The organism is Krasilnikovia sp. MM14-A1004 (assembly GCF_047159485.1).
Lineage (GTDB): Bacteria > Actinomycetota > Actinomycetes > Mycobacteriales > Micromonosporaceae > Actinoplanes.
In genome coordinates, this window is record NZ_AP038773.1 from 5,564,597 (window position 1) to 5,578,444 (window position 13,848).

Genomic DNA, 13,848 nt, shown 5'->3' on the forward strand with positions numbered 1-13,848 from the left:
CGGCGGCTCGGGACGGCAGTATGGGACCCGGAGTCCTGCCGGTGGGAGGCGAGAATGCGCGACCAGGACCGGGCCACCCGAATGCTGGCGGGGATGCGGGAGTTCTACGAAGCACCACCCGCATCCGCCGGGCCGGAGGCACCGGCGCAGCGGGCGTGGGAGCTCTTTCACGACGCCGCGGCCACGGTCCCGGCGTACGCGGATCTGTTGCGCGGCCACGGCATCGACCCGCGCACCATCCGGGGCCCGGCCGATCTCGCCCGCCTGCCGCTGCTGACAAAGACCAACTACCACCAGCGGTACGCCCTGCCGCAGCTGTGCCGCGGCGGCAGACTGGACGGGTGCGACATGGTCGCGGTCTCCTCCGGCTCGTCCGGTACGCCGACGATCTGGCCGCGTTCGGTGCTCGACGAACGGGCCGTCGCCGCCCGCTTCGAGCAGGTCTTCCACGGGAGCTTCCGGGCCGACGAGCGGCGCACCCTGGCCGTGGTGTGTTTCGCGCTGGGCAGCTGGGTCGGCGGCATGTACACCACGGCCTGCTGCCGCCACCTCGCCGCCAAGGGATACCCGCTCACCGTGGTCACTCCGGGCAACGACATCGACGAGATCCTGCGGGTGCTGCCGGAGCTGGGACCGTACGTGGATCAGGTGGTGTTGCTGGGTTATCCGCCGTTCCTCAAGAACGTCATCGACGTGGGCGCCGCGCGCGGCGTCGACTGGGCCCGCTACCGGATCAAGCTGGTGCTGGCGGGTGAGGTGTTCAGCGAGCAGTGGCGCGACCTGGTGGGCGGGCGCGCCGGGATGGGTGACCCCGTCCGCGACTCGGCCTCGCTGTACGGCACCGCGGACGCGGGTGTGCTGGGCACCGAGACGCCGCTGAGCATCGCGGTGCGGCGGTTCCTGGCCCGCGACCCGCGGGCGGCGAGGGAGTTGTTCGGCTCCGACCGGCTGCCCACCCTGGTGCAGTACGACCCGGCCAGCCGGTTCTTCGAGACGCACGCGGGCACGCTGCTGTTCACCTGCGACGGCGCGGTGCCGCTGATCCGCTACCACATCGCCGACGAGGGCGGGCTGGTCGGCCACGACGAGCTGCTGGAGTTCTGCGCCCGGCACGGCTTCGACCCCGGGCCGCGCGGCGAGCGCGACGCGCCGCCGCTGCCGTTCGTGTACGTCTTCGGCCGCTCGCTGTTCACTGTGTCGTTCTTCGGCGCGAACGTCTATCCCGAGAACGTCACGGTCGGCCTGGAACGGCCCGCGGTGAGCGACCGGGTGACCGGCAAGTTCGTGCTCGACGTCGTGGAGGACGCCGACCACGACCGGCGGCTGCGCATCGTGGTCGAGCTGGCCCCCGGCGTGCACCCGGACGCCGGTCTGGCTGCCGTCCTCGCGGAGTCGATCCGCGCCGAGCTGCTGCGGCTCAACAGCGAGTTCGCCCACTACGTCCCGGACGGTTACCAGACCCCGGTGCTCGTGCTGCGGCCCGCGGGCGACCCGGAGTTCTTCCCGCCGGGAGTCAAACACCGCTACACCCGGCCGCCCGCCGGGCACTGAACTGCGCTCCACATTATTCGCTGGCGCGCACCGGTGTCATTGCGCAGACTGTGTTCCGACGCTGCGGGGCGGCCAACCTGAAGGGAGTGGAACCACCATGTCGTGTCGACCGAATGACGCAATCACCCTGACCGGGATGGCGCGGGAACAGCTCTCCCTCCCCCTGGTGGCGATGAATTGGCAGCTCCGAGGTAGTGACATGGAGCGCCGGAGCGGCTGACGCGGCAACGATTGCGTCCGGCCGCCCCGCCTCCCTCACCGAGTCCGGGCGGCTTTTTCGTGCCCGGAATTGTTTCCCGTTCACCTCGCGGTTGTAGCACAACGGCAGTGCGCCGCCTTGCCATGGCGGAGACCGGGGTTCGACTCCCCGTAGCCGCTCTCTCGTCACCACGCCACGACGACACCACGAAGGGGGGTGGGCCCGGTGACCGCAGTCCTCGTTCTCAACGCCGACCTCGGTCCGCTGCACCGGGTCACCCTCAAGCACGCGGTACGGATGCTGTGCCGCAGGGTGGCCGAGGTGCACGAGGCAGAGCCGGACCGGCTCATCGGCGTGTATCCGGTGCCCCGGGTGGTGCGGCTCATCGCGTACGTGGTGACCCGCTGGCGGTACGGCCGCGGTCCGGGCTGGTCCCGGCCGGGCGTGCTCGCCCGGGACAAGCGCCGGTGCGGCTACTGCGGCGGCGCCGCGTCCACCATCGACCACGTCCTGCCGCGCTCGCGCGGTGGGGCAAACACCTGGCAGAACACGGTCGCCGCGTGCGGTCCGTGCAACCAGCGCAAGGGCGACCGCACCCCGGCCGAGGCCGGGATGCCGCTGCGAATCTCCCCCGGGATCCCCGGCTGGGCGCAGCTCGCCACGCGCTGAGGTCCGGGCCGGCGGGTCTTCGCTACCCCCGCCGGCCCGGACTCACACCCTCGTGGCCCAACCGGGAGAGGCACGGCGTTGAGCGCGCCGGCGGTGCGGGTTCGAATCCCGCCGAGGGTACGCCGCCGCTCAGGTGCGCTGGTGGAGGCGATCGAAGCCGTCGAGCAGGATGTCCAGGGCGAACTCGAACTCGAACTGGTCGTCGCAGCCGCCCCCCACGATGGACGCGTCGTCGTGCGACACCGCCGTCGCCAGCTCGGTGACGTACGGATACCGCGCCCGCATCTCGCCGAGCATGACGGCCTGCACCTCCGGATCGGCCGGACCGGCCCCGGGGGTGTTGTACACCTCCTGGCTGAAGCCCCAGAGCCGGCTGCCCAGCGCGTGCATGGCGTGATGGGTGAGGTCGAGGCTGAGCCCGCCGCGGCGGAACGCACCGATCATCGAGTCCATGTACCGCAGCACCGCCGGGGTGGGCGTGACGCGTGACTCGATCACCTGCGACGCCCATGGGTGACGCAGCAGCACCTTCCGCGCGTGGAGGATGCGCTCCCGGATGGCCGTCTTCCAATCGGCGCCCGCGGCCGGCGGGTCGATCTCGGCCACCACGACGTCGATCATCCCGTCGAGCAGTTCCTCCTTGTTGGCCACGTGCTTGTAGAGCGCCATGGGCACCACGCCGAGCTCCTGGGCGAGTTTGCGCATGCTGAGCGCGTCGATGCCGGCTTCGTCGGCACGCGCGACCGCGGCGCGCAGCACGCGATCTCTGCTCAGCGGCGTTCTCGGCGACGCGTCCACGGCCTCACCCACACCGACCACCTCCGGTCGCAGCCTTGCAGACCGCTCCGGCCCGCTTGACAGGTGTACGGCGTACACCTACCGTGTTCCAGGCAGGGTGTACACCGTACACCCCACCTCGGGAGTGAACGGAGCGTCACGTGAAGGCAATCGTGCAGGACCGGTACGGCTCATCCGACGTGCTGGCGTTCCAGGACGTCGACCCGCCCGTCGCCGGGGACCGCGAGGTGCTCGTCCGGGTGCACGCGGCGGCCGTCAACGCGTACGACTGGCACGTCATGCGGGGTGACCCGTACATCGCCCGGCTGATGGCGGGCTCCGTGTTCGGGCGGCGCGAGCCGCGGGTGCCGATCCGCGGCCGGGACTTCGCCGGTCGCGTCGAGGCGGTCGGCGCCGGGGTGACCCGGTTCCGCCCCGGCGACGAGGTGTTCGGGGCGGCCCCGGCGACGTTCGCCGAGTACGTGGCCGTCGCGGCCGACGACATCGAGCCCAAGCCCGCCAACCTGACATTCGACCAGGCCGCGGCGCTCCCCATGGCCGCCACCACCGCACTCATGGGTCTGCGCGATGAAGGCGGGGTACGGCCCGGGCACCGGGTCCTCGTCAACGGCGCATCCGGCGGGGTGGGCACGTTCGCCGTCCAGCTCGCCAAGGCGCTCGGCGCGTCCGTGACCGGGGTGTGCAGCGGCCGCAACGTCGACCTGGTCCGGCAGCTCGGCGCCGATGAGGTCGTCGACTACCAGCGAGCCGACTTCACCCGTGCCGCGCACGCCCACGACGTCGTGCTCGACCTGGTCGGGAACCGGTCGCTGGGCGACCTGCGCCGGGCCCTCACCCCCACCGGCGTCCTCGTGCTTGCGGGCGGCGGGGTGTTCACCGGCGGCAGCCTGGTCGGGCCGGTCGGGCTCATCATCCGGGCCAAGCTGACCGGACCGCTCATCCGGCAGCGGATTCGGACCGTCACGGCAGAGATCGACCGGACCCGCCTCGCGACGGTGCGTGAACTCGCCGAGGCCTCGAAGGTCACGCCGGTCATCGACCGGACGTTCGCGCTGAGCGAGGCGGCGCAGGCGATCCGGTACGTCGAGACAGGACACGCCCGCGGGAAGGTCGTCGTCACCCTGTGACCGGACGCCGCCCGCGGGATGCCGTCGTCACGGGGATGATGCGTACCCCGGCGGGCGGATCCGGTGCGGTCTCAGGCCGGGATGACCGGCAGGCCGTGCAGGCCGCGCATCAGCACCCCCGGCCGCCAGGACAGCTCCTCCTCGGGAACGGCCAGCCGCATGTCGGGGTACCGGGCCTGCAGCTTGCCGAACGCGATCTGGGCCTCCAGCCGGGCCAGCGGCGCGCCGAGGCAGTAGTGGATGCCGTGCCCGAACGCGAGGTGCGGGTTCTGGGCGCGGTCCAGGCGCAGGTCATCCGGTGCGGGGAACCGGTCCTCGTCGCGGTTGGCCGACAGCAGCACGACGAGCACCGTGTCGCCGGCCGCGATGCGCTGGCCGCCGATCTCCAGATCCTCCGTGGCGATGCGCAGGGTGGAGGTCTCGACGGGGCTCTCATACCGGAGGAACTCCTCGACGGCGGTCGGCAGCAGCGCCGGGTCGTCGCGCAGCCGCTCCCAGCGCTCGCGCTGGCTGAGCAGGATCAGCGCGCCGTTGCCGATGAGGTTGACCGTCGTCTCGTGCCCGGCGACGAGCAACAGGAAGATCATCGAGGACAGCTCGTCCTCGGTCAGCCGATCCTCCTGATCACGGACGTTGATCAGGCCGGAGATCAGGTCGTCGCCGCCGTGCTCCCGGCGTTCGGCCAGCAGGCCGCGCAGGTAGAGCACCATCTCCTGGACGGCCGCGGGCAGGCGGTCGCCGGCCAGGGCACCGGTCACGATGATGTTCGACCAGGTGCGGAACAGATCGCGGTCCGCGGCGGGCACCCCGATCAGCTCGCAGATGACCTGGATCGGCAACGGGAACGCGAAGGCGTCGATGAGGTCGACCGTCTCCCGGCCGCGCATGTCGTCGAGCAGGCCGTCGGTGATCTCCTCGACCCGCGGGCGCAACGCCTCGATCCGCCGGGCCGTGAAGACGGCGGACACCAGGCGGCGCAGTCGGGTGTGGACGGGCGGATCCGAGGACAGCATGTGGCGGGCGATGGCCCCCGAGATCGACGGATTGGTGTTCGTCGCGTTGACCGCGTCGAACGGAATCTTCTTGGACAGTCGCGGGTCGGCCAGCGCCCGTCGGCCGTCGTCGTACCGGGTGACCATCCAGGCGTTCATGTCGTTGGGTAGCCGCACCTGTCGCACCGGGCCGGTGCGGCGCCAGTGCGCGTACACGGGGTGGGGATTGGCCTGGAAAGCCGGGTCGGCGAAGTCCTCGGTGAGCTGCTGCGTCATCACACCCTCCGAACGCATCTGCGAAGGTCTATGACTTTACCCCGTATAGGCAACGAGCGGCCCGAGCCGAGTCCGATGTGGGCACGCGACGGCGTCACGGGCCGGGGTGCGGCTCGCCGGCCCCCAGCTGGGCCACGTGCGTGGCGATCCGGCGGGCGCGCGTCTCGGGCCGTACCGCCCGCTCGACCGCGAACACGATCTCGAACCTGCGGCTGCGGCTCAGCTTGTCGAACGCCGCCGCCGCGGCCGGTGCGGCGTCCAGGGCGGCCCGCAGGTCCGCCGGGATCGTGGTGGCGCTCGGCGGGGAGTACGCCCTGTCCCACCGGCCGTCCGCCTTGGCCGCCTCGATCTGGGCGAGCCCGGCCGGGCGCATCCGGCCCTCGGCGATCAGCTGCTCCACCCGCGCACAGTTGATCTGCGACCAGGTGCTGCGCTTGCGCCGGGGCGTGAACCGCTGCGACCACCAGCCGTCCGGGACGTTGCCACTGAACGACTTCCCGTCGATCCAGCCGTAGCACAGCGCCACGTCCAGCGCCTCGGCCCGGGTGACCGACGGGACCGGCGTGCCCTTCTTCGGCAACGCCACCCACACCTCGCCGACGGTATCGTGATGCGCCTGCAGCCAGGCCTCGAAGTCGTCCGCCGAGGCGAAGGTCAGACACTCGTCCGTCATCGCGGTCCCCCTGTGGTAGCCGGCTGCGCCGTGCGCGACTCGAAGCTACCCGGCGGGTACGACAGCGTGGGCGAGGGCCGCGAGCGCACGCGGAAGGCAGGCGCAGCGTCAGGGACTGACGAGACCGAGGTAGGCCAGCTTCTGCTGGATGATCTCGGGCGTGAACGGCTTGAGGACGTACTCGTGGGCACCGGCCGCCAGCGCCCGCACCATCTGGCTGTGCTCGCTCTCGGTGGTCACCATCATCATGCACATGTCGCGCAGCGGCTGGATCTTGCGCACGTTACGGATCAGCTCCAGGCCGTCCATGACCGGCATGTTCCAGTCGATCAGCGCGACGTCGGGCACGGAGGGGATCTCGTTGAGCAGGTCCAGGGCCTCCTGCCCGTTGCCCGCCTCGTACACGGCAAATCCGAAACCGCTCACGATCCGGCGCAGGATGCGTCGCATCGTGCCCGAGTCGTCCACCACCAGGGCCAGCATGTGCCCGCCTTTCGCCGAGACCTGAGGCAACGAACTCCCATCGGCCCCGGCCCGGAGCACATGAGCGGAACCGATGCAGCGCCGCCGACTACTACGCCATGTGTCGCCAGGCTCACTCAGCGCCCACCTCAAAGCCGGGCAAACATCCCTTCCAGCTCCCGCTCCGCTCCCGCGCGCCGGGCGTAACTTGTGGGGTAGTCAGGTCCCCTCTGTCCCGTATCTCCCGGCGAGGAGCCACCGATGCGCAAGCTCATCAACGACCCGGCGACCGTGGTCGCCGACGCCCTGCACGGCATCGCGGCCGCCCATCCGGACCTGCGGGTGGACCACGAGCAGCGGCTCGTCGTCCGCGGGGACGCGCCGGTGCGGGGCAAGGTAGGGCTGGTCTCCGGCGGCGGGTCGGGGCACGAACCGCTGCATGCCGGATTCGTCGGCCCCGGCATGCTCGACGCTGCGTGCGCGGGCGAGATCTTCACCTCCCCGGTGCCGGACCAGATGGTGGCCGCGACCCGGGCGGTCGACGGCGGCACCGGGGTGCTGCACATCGTCAAGAACTACACCGGCGACGTGATGAACTTCGAGATGGCGGCCGAGATCGCGCAGGCCGAGACCGGCGTGGAGATCGTCTCGGTGGTCACCGACGACGACGTGGCGGTGCGGGACAGCCTGTACACGGCCGGGCGCCGGGGCGTCGGGGCGACCGTGCTGCTGGAGAAGATCGCCGGTGCCGCGGCGGAGCAGGGCCGGCCCCTGGCCGAGGTCGCCGACGTCGCCCGCCGGGTCAACGCGTACGGCCGCAGCATGGGGGTGGCACTGAGCTCCTGCACCGTACCGGCGGTGGGCAGACCCACCTTCGACCTGCCGGACGGGGAGGTGGAGCTGGGCATTGGCATCCACGGCGAGCCGGGCCGCCACCGCGTACCCGCCGGACCGGCCCGCGAGATCGCCGAGATGCTGCTCGAACCGATCCTCGCCGACCTCGACTTCACCGGCGGCGACGGGGTGATCGCGTTCGTCAACGGCATGGGCGCCACCCCACTGATCGAGCTCTACGTGATGTACCGCGAGGTCGCGTCGATCCTGGCCAAGGCCGGGGTCTCGGTGGCCCGCAGCCTGGTCGGGCCGTACATCACGAGCCTGGACATGGCGGGCTGCTCCGTCACCCTACTCAGGGCCGACGACGAGCTGCTGCGGTTGTGGGACGCGCCGGTGCGTACCCCGGCGCTGCGCTGGGGCGCCTGATGGCCGACGTGCTCGACGCCGCGGCGCTGGCCGCGTGGATGCGGGAGTTCGCCCGCCTCATCGCGGACAACCGGGAACTGCTCACCGAACTCGACGCGGCGATCGGCGACGCCGACCACGGAGCCAACCTCGACCGTGGCATGACCGCGGTGCTCGCGACGCTGGACGCCGAGCCGCCCGGCACCCCGGCCGCGCTGCTCAAGCGCACCGGGATGACCCTGGTCAGCACGGTCGGCGGCGCCAGCGGCCCGCTCTACGGCACGGCGTTCCTGCGGATGGCCGCGGCGGCCGCCGACGCCGCGGCCCTGGACCCGCCCGGCTTCGCCGCGGCGCTGCGGGCCGGTCTCGACGGGGTGGTCGCCCGCGGCAGGGCCGTGGCGGGCGACAAGACGATGTACGACGCACTGGCCCCCGCGGTCGACGCGCTCGACGCCGCCGTGGCGGCCGGGCAGCCGCTGAGCGACGCGCTGCCCGCCGCGCTCCGGGCCGCCGAGCGGGGCCGGGACGCCACCATCGCGATGGTCGCCCGCAAGGGCCGCGCCAGCTATCTCGGCGAACGCAGCGCCGGACACCAGGATCCGGGCGCCACCTCCGTCACCCTGCTGGTCGCCGCCGCGGCGAGCACCCTGGCCACGGGGACCTGAGCGCGGTGGTCGGCCTGGTCGTGGTCAGCCACAGTCGCGCCCTGGCCCGGGCCGCGGTGGCACTGGCGGCGCAGATGGTGCCCGAGCGGCCCGTGCCGGTCGAGGTGGCGGCAGGGCTGGACGACAACACCTTCGGTACTGACGCGGTCGCCATCGCGGCCGCCATCACCGCCGCCGACCACGGGGACGGGGTGGTCGTCCTGATGGATCTGGGCAGTGCCGTGCTCTCCGCCGAGCTGGCCGTCGAGATGCTCGACGACGACGCCCGGCGCGACCGGGTGGTCCTGTGCCCGGCGCCGCTGGTCGAGGGCCTGGTGTCCGCTGTGGTCGCCGCGGCGGGCGGTGCCGGGCGCGCCGAGGTCGCGGCCGAGGCCACGATCGCGTTGGCGGGCAAGCAGACCCACCTCGCCACGACGCCCCCGGACGCAGGCCGGGCCACCGACGCAGGCCCGGCCACCGACGCGGTCCCGGCCACCGATGCAGGCCAGGCCACCGATGCAGGCCCGGCCGCCGACGCAGGCCCGGCCATCGACGCGGGTCAGGCGAGTGCGACGCTCACGGTCGTCAACCCGCACGGGCTGCATGCGCGCCCGGCCGCGCGGCTCGTCGCCCTGGTCCGGACGTTCGACGCCGACGTACGGGTACGCGACCGCGACACCGGATTAGCGTGGGTGCCCGCGGCCAGCCTCTCCAGGGTGGCCACGCTCGGCGCCCGGACGGGGCACCGCATCGAGGTCCGCGCCTCCGGCCCGCAGGCACGGCAGGCCGTCGATGAGATCGTGGCACTGGCCGCCCGCGCCTTCGACGAGCCCGAGACCACGGCACCGGCCCCGACGAGCGCGGGTGGTGGGTCGGCGAGGGAGAACGGCGGGATGCGCGGACTGGCGGCCTCGCCGGGCATCGGGGTCGGGCTCGTGGAGCACCTGGAACGGTCCGTGCCCGACGTGCCGGAGGTGCCCGCGCAGGATCCCGGCACCGAACGGCAGCGGATCGATGACGCCGTCGCCGCGGTGCGCCGGGACCTGCGCGCGATCCGCGCCGCCACCGCCCGCGACGCCGGGGACGCACCCGCGGCGATCTTCGACGCGCACCTGCTGTTGCTCGACGACGCAGAGCTGCTCGACGACGTCCGCGACCGGATCGACCGCGGCGCGCCCGCGGCCCGGGCGTGGGTGGCCGCGACCGACCGGATCGCGGCCGGATTCGACGCGCTGCCCGACCCGTATCTCAGCGCGCGGGCGGCGGACGTGCGCGCGGTCGCCGCGCAGGTACTGCGATCCCTGCTCGGCCTGGCCGGTGCGGCAATGCCGCACGCCGCACGGCCCGGCGTGCTGGTCGCCGCGGATCTGGCTCCGGCCGAGGCCGCCACGCTCGATCCGGCACGGATCGCGGGGGTGCTGCTCGGTTTCGGCAGTCCCACCGGGCACGGGGCGATCCTCGCCCGCGCCCGCGGCATCCCGGCCGTCGTCGGCCTCGGCCAGGCCGTCCTCGCCGTGCCCGCGGGCACGCCGGTCGCCCTGGACGGTGGCACGGGAGAGGTGGCGGTCGCGCCACCCGGCCCGGTACTGGCGTCGTTTCGGCGGCGGGCCGCCGATCTCGCGGCGCGCCGGGAGCGCGCGGCCGTCCGGGCGGCGGCACCGGCCGTCACCCGCGACGGGCTGAGCATCGTTGTGGGCGCGAACGTGGGGTCACCGGCAGACGCGTTGGCCGCCGCCGAGGCGGGCGCCGACCTGGCGGGACTGGTGCGCACCGAGTTCCTCTTCGCCGGGCGCGCCGTGGCGCCCGACGCCGACGAGCAGGAGGCGGCCTACCGGGCTGTCGCGGAGGCGTTCGGTGGGCGGCGGATCACCGTACGGACTCTCGATGTGGGCGGTGACAAGCCGCTGCCGTACCTGCCGGTGGTGGCCGAGGCCAACCCCTTCCTGGGGGTACGCGGCATTCGGCACGCGCTGGCGCACCCGGCGCTGCTGGCGCAGCAGTTGCTGGCGATCGCGCGGGTCGCCCGGGACACCGCGGTCAGTGTCATGTTCCCGATGGTGAGCACAGTGGACGAGGTGCGGAGCGCACGGCGGCTGCTCGACGACGCCGTCGCCCGGGCGGGTACGGCCCGGCCCGCCGGTCTGCGGGTCGGCATGATGGTGGAGGTCCCGGCGGCCGCGCTGAAGACCGGCGCCTTCGTGCCGTACGTCGACTTTCTCAGCATCGGCACGAACGACCTGACCCAGTACGCGCTGGCCGCCGAGCGCGGAAATCCGGTCCTGGCGCCCCTCGCCGACCCGCTGGATCCGGGGGTGCTGCGGTTGATCGACGCGGTGTGCCGGGGGGCGGGTGCGCGCGTCCCCGTCGGTGTGTGCGGGGAACTCGCCGCGGACGAGACAGCGGTGGGCCTGCTGCTCGGGCTCGGCGTACGGGAGTTGAGCGTGGCGCCGCCCGCCGTGGCGACCATGAAGGAGGCCGTACGCGGAATCAGCGTGGAACGCGCGGCCGTGACCGCGGCACGCGCCATGGCCGTCGCGGACGCCGCGGCCGTGCGCGCGCTGCTGGCCACCACGCACTGAGGCACCCGTCCGGGACGGGACCTTCGGCCCGGGGTGGTCGGGTCGTTCGACATCTCCGGCAGCTCCGGCGCCGGTCGATCGGTCGGGTGTCGGGCCGAGTTCGAACCAGATGGGGACGGTTCCCACTCACCTGACTGGGCGCTATTCATCGCGCCCGACACGGTGCTCGGGGTGTCCTGCTCCACCCTGCGCACCCCGCAGGATCGTGGTGTCGGCCTCCCCCGAGGCCCTGACGGGTGGCCCCCCTGTCCGTCAGCTGACACCGCGCACGCCACGAGGGCCGTCTTTCACGGGGGCGGTCCTCGTGGCGCTCGGCGTTTCCGGTGGGGTGCCGGCCGGAACCGCGCGCATCCCGGCCGGCGCGACGATAATGAGCGGGACATCGTTTCCCAACGAGGGGGACCGGATGAGCTCACACACCTACCGGGTGACAGAGATCGTCGGCAGTTCGCCCGACGGCCTCGACCAGGCGATCCGCAACGGCATCCAGCGGGCCTCGCAGACTCTGCACAATCTCGACTGGTTCGAGGTGACGGAGATCCGTGGCCACCTGGAGGGCGGCGAGATCGGCCACGTCCAGGTGACCATGAAGGTCGGCTTCCGGCTCGACGACACCTGATCCGGCCACCCGCCGGTACGGTGGTAGGATTTGGGCGAATTTCCCCCCATTGTCCGGCGCGCGAGTCGTGTGGATGTCGACGCCCGACCTCCCGATCCTCCGCCGGGCGCCCCCTTTCACCCGGGAGTAGCAGATGACGGACAGCGGCTCCGCGACCTTCGTCCATCCGAGCGCCGACGTCGAGGTCGGTGCACAGGTCGGCGCCGGCACGAAGGTGTGGCATCTGGCGCATGTGCGCGACAGCGCCAAGGTGGGCAGCGGCTGTGTGATCGGGCGCAACGTCTACATCGACGCGCACGTCATCGTCGGTGACCTCGTGAAGATCCAGAACAACGTCTCGGTCTACCAGGGCGTGACCCTGGAGGACGAGGTGTTCGTCGGTCCGTGCGCGGTGTTCACCAACGACCGGCGACCGCGGGCGCAGAATCCCGGCTGGACGATCACCCCGACCGTGGTACGGCACGGCGCGTCGATCGGCGCCAACGCCACCCTGGTGTGCGGCATCGAGGTCGGCGCGTACGCGATGATCGCCGCGGGTTCCGTGGTCACCAGGGACGTGGCGCCGCATCAACTGGTCGCGGGCAACCCGGCGCGGCCGATGGGCTGGGTGGACGAGCGCGGCGAGGTCATCTCCCGGCAGCCCGAACCCCCGGCGTCGATCGCCGAACGGGTCCGGGCCGCCGCGCGCTCCTGACAAGCGACCGACGGGCGGTCGGTCAGCCGCCGATGACCACCCGGTGCACGCCCTGCCACAGCTCGGGGTCGGTGACCCGCCGCCCGTCGACCAGCACGCGTACGCCCGGCAGCTGGGCGGCGCTCAGGGTGCGGTACTCGGCGTGGTCGGCCTGCACCACGGCCGCGGCCACCCGCTGCCCCTGGTGGGCGGGCAGCCCCAGCGCCGCCAGCTCGTCGGCGGTGTACATCGGATCGCTGACGTAGGCCCGCGCACCCCGGCGCCGCAACGCCTCGACGGTCGCGAAGACCCCGGAGAACGCGGTCTCCTTCACCCCACCCCGGTAGGCGGCGCCCAGCACCAGCACGTCGAGGCCGTCGAGGTCGCCGGCCGCGGCGGCCAGCAGATCGACCGCGTACGACGGCATCGCGGCGTTCGCCTCGCGGGCCGCCCGGACCACCGTGGCGGCCGGGTCGTTCCACAGATACAACCGCGGATAGACAGGGATGCAGTGCCCGCCCACCGCGATGCCCGGCGTGTGGATGTGGCTGTACGGCTGGGTGTTGCAGGCCTCGATCACCCGGGCGACGTCCACGCCGACGGTGCCGGCGAAGCGGGCGAACTGGTTCGCCAGCCCGATGTTCACGTCGCGGTACGTGGTCTCGGCCAGCTTCGCCAGCTCGGCGGCCTCGGCGCTGCCCATGTCCCAGACACCGTTGGGGCGGGGCAGCTCGGGCCGGTCGTCGAAGTCCAGGACCGACTCGTAGAACGCGACCCCGCGGCGGGCGGACGCCGCGGTCACGCCGCCCACGAGTTTCGGGTAGCGGCGCAGGTCGGCGAAGACCCGTCCGGTCAGCACCCGCTCGGGGCTGAAGACCAGGTCGTAGTCCTGGCCCGCGCTCAGCCCCGAACCCTGCTGCAGCATCGGCGCCCAGCGCCCGCGCGTCGTGCCGACCGGCAGCGTCGTCTCGTAGCTGACCAGGGTGCCGGGCCGCAGCCCCGCGGCGATCGCCCGGGTCGCGTCGTCCATCCACCCGAAGTCGGGCCGCCCCTCGGCATCCACGAACAGCGGCACCACCACCACGACCACGTCGGCGTCGGCCACCGCCGCGGTGGTGTCGGTGGTGGCCGACAACGAGCCCGCCACCACCGCCTCCTTGAGCCGGACGTCCAGGTCGGCCTCGCCGGGAAACGGCACCGTGCCCTCGTTGACGAGGCGTACGACCCGCTCATCGACGTCCGCGCCCACCACGTGGTGGCCCTTGCCCGCGAACTGCACAGCGAGCGGCAGGCCGATCTTGCCCAACGCGACGACAACGACCCTCATGAACCTGTTTCCTTCCT

Annotated in this window: 13 protein-coding genes and 2 tRNA genes; 10 read left to right on the forward strand and 5 right to left on the reverse strand. The window is 72.7% G+C overall.

Going from position 1 to position 13,848, the window contains the following annotated elements; genetic code table 11:
- The first annotated feature begins 54 nt into the window (after positions 1-54).
- The 4 genes from ACMCNN_RS23850 to ACMCNN_RS23865 all read left to right on the forward strand — a co-directional run bounded on the left by ACMCNN_RS23850 (position 55) and on the right by ACMCNN_RS23865 (position 2,539).
- Complete coding sequence (locus ACMCNN_RS23850) at positions 55-1,551, forward strand: phenylacetate--CoA ligase family protein (RefSeq protein ID WP_412742737.1); 1,497 nt, start codon at positions 55-57, stop codon at positions 1,549-1,551.
- A gap of 307 nt (positions 1,552-1,858) precedes the next feature.
- Positions 1,859-1,929: transfer RNA gene (locus ACMCNN_RS23855), tRNA-Gly, on the forward strand.
- A gap of 46 nt (positions 1,930-1,975) precedes the next feature.
- Positions 1,976-2,419: an HNH endonuclease gene (locus ACMCNN_RS23860; RefSeq protein ID WP_412742738.1), complete on the forward strand. Its 444-nt coding sequence runs from the start codon at positions 1,976-1,978 to the stop codon at positions 2,417-2,419.
- A gap of 46 nt (positions 2,420-2,465) precedes the next feature.
- Positions 2,466-2,539 (forward strand) — tRNA-Leu (locus ACMCNN_RS23865).
- Positions 2,540-2,548: 9 nt separating this feature from the next.
- Here ACMCNN_RS23865 and ACMCNN_RS23870 read toward each other — a convergent pair.
- On the reverse strand, positions 2,549-3,229 hold the full coding sequence (locus ACMCNN_RS23870) for a TetR/AcrR family transcriptional regulator (RefSeq protein ID WP_412742739.1): 681 nt from the start codon (positions 3,227-3,229) through the stop codon (positions 2,549-2,551).
- 128 nt (positions 3,230-3,357) lie between these two features.
- Between ACMCNN_RS23870 and ACMCNN_RS23875 the strand changes: the two genes are divergently transcribed.
- The gene (locus tag ACMCNN_RS23875) at positions 3,358-4,344 is read left to right on the forward strand and encodes an NAD(P)-dependent alcohol dehydrogenase (protein WP_412742740.1); all 987 of its coding nucleotides are present in this window, start codon (positions 3,358-3,360) and stop codon (positions 4,342-4,344) included.
- Positions 4,345-4,415: 71 nt separating this feature from the next.
- On the opposite strand, the gene ACMCNN_RS23880 is transcribed toward ACMCNN_RS23875, so the two are convergent.
- From ACMCNN_RS23880 to ACMCNN_RS23890, 3 genes are all read right to left on the reverse strand, one after another.
- Positions 4,416-5,612 (reverse strand): cytochrome P450 family protein, encoded by a 1,197-nt coding sequence (locus tag ACMCNN_RS23880; RefSeq protein WP_412742741.1) that lies wholly within the window; start codon positions 5,610-5,612, stop codon positions 4,416-4,418.
- Positions 5,613-5,706: 94 nt separating this feature from the next.
- The gene (locus ACMCNN_RS23885) at positions 5,707-6,285 is read right to left on the reverse strand and encodes a YdeI/OmpD-associated family protein (RefSeq protein WP_412742742.1); all 579 of its coding nucleotides are present in this window, start codon (positions 6,283-6,285) and stop codon (positions 5,707-5,709) included.
- Positions 6,286-6,393: 108 nt separating this feature from the next.
- Entirely contained in the window at positions 6,394-6,768 is a 375-nt protein-coding gene (locus ACMCNN_RS23890; protein ID WP_412742743.1) for a response regulator, read from the reverse strand.
- Between the two features lie 240 nt (positions 6,769-7,008).
- Here ACMCNN_RS23890 and dhaK point away from each other — a divergent pair, with 240 nt between their 5' ends.
- The 5 genes from dhaK (at position 7,009) to ACMCNN_RS23915 (ending at position 12,525) form a co-directional block, all read left to right on the forward strand.
- Entirely contained in the window at positions 7,009-8,010 is a 1,002-nt protein-coding gene (gene dhaK / locus ACMCNN_RS23895; RefSeq protein ID WP_412742744.1) for a dihydroxyacetone kinase subunit DhaK, read from the forward strand.
- Positions 8,010-8,654, forward strand: coding sequence for a dihydroxyacetone kinase subunit DhaL (dhaL, locus tag ACMCNN_RS23900; RefSeq protein ID WP_412742745.1), 645 nt, complete (start codon positions 8,010-8,012; stop codon positions 8,652-8,654). The genes dhaK and dhaL overlap by 1 nt, the downstream gene beginning before the upstream one ends.
- A 5-nt stretch (positions 8,655-8,659) precedes the next feature.
- Positions 8,660-11,212, forward strand: a complete 2,553-nt coding sequence (ptsP, locus tag ACMCNN_RS23905) for a phosphoenolpyruvate--protein phosphotransferase (RefSeq protein WP_412742746.1) — start codon at positions 8,660-8,662, stop codon at positions 11,210-11,212.
- Between the two features lie 406 nt (positions 11,213-11,618).
- The gene (locus ACMCNN_RS23910) at positions 11,619-11,831 is read left to right on the forward strand and encodes a dodecin (RefSeq protein WP_412742747.1); all 213 of its coding nucleotides are present in this window, start codon (positions 11,619-11,621) and stop codon (positions 11,829-11,831) included.
- A 133-nt stretch (positions 11,832-11,964) separates the two neighbouring features.
- Entirely contained in the window at positions 11,965-12,525 is a 561-nt protein-coding gene (locus ACMCNN_RS23915) for an acyltransferase (RefSeq protein WP_412742748.1), read from the forward strand.
- Positions 12,526-12,547: 22 nt separating this feature from the next.
- Here the strand turns inward: ACMCNN_RS23915 and ACMCNN_RS23920 are convergent, their stop codons facing one another.
- A complete protein-coding gene (locus ACMCNN_RS23920) occupies positions 12,548-13,831 on the reverse strand; it encodes a nucleotide sugar dehydrogenase (RefSeq protein WP_412742749.1) in 1,284 nt (427 codons plus the stop codon).
- Positions 13,832-13,848: the final 17 nt, after the last annotated feature.

Bases quoted from the DNA above. Each gene is read 5' to 3' on its own strand.
- ACMCNN_RS23850 (WP_412742737.1), top strand. From the start codon at position 55: ATGCGCGACCAGGACCGGGCCACCCGAATGCTGGCGGGGATGCGGGAG.
- ACMCNN_RS23880 (WP_412742741.1), bottom strand. From the start codon at position 5,612: ATGACGCAGCAGCTCACCGAGGACTTCGCCGACCCGGCTTTCCAGGCC.
- ACMCNN_RS23885 (WP_412742742.1), bottom strand. From the start codon at position 6,285: ATGACGGACGAGTGTCTGACCTTCGCCTCGGCGGACGACTTCGAGGCC.
- ACMCNN_RS23890 (WP_412742743.1), bottom strand. From the start codon at position 6,768: ATGCTGGCCCTGGTGGTGGACGACTCGGGCACGATGCGACGCATCCTG.
- dhaK (WP_412742744.1), top strand. From the start codon at position 7,009: ATGCGCAAGCTCATCAACGACCCGGCGACCGTGGTCGCCGACGCCCTG.
- dhaL (WP_412742745.1), top strand. From the start codon at position 8,010: ATGGCCGACGTGCTCGACGCCGCGGCGCTGGCCGCGTGGATGCGGGAG.
- ACMCNN_RS23910 (WP_412742747.1), top strand. From the start codon at position 11,619: ATGAGCTCACACACCTACCGGGTGACAGAGATCGTCGGCAGTTCGCCC.
- ACMCNN_RS23915 (WP_412742748.1), top strand. From the start codon at position 11,965: ATGACGGACAGCGGCTCCGCGACCTTCGTCCATCCGAGCGCCGACGTC.
- ACMCNN_RS23920 (WP_412742749.1), bottom strand. From the start codon at position 13,831: ATGAGGGTCGTTGTCGTCGCGTTGGGCAAGATCGGCCTGCCGCTCGCT.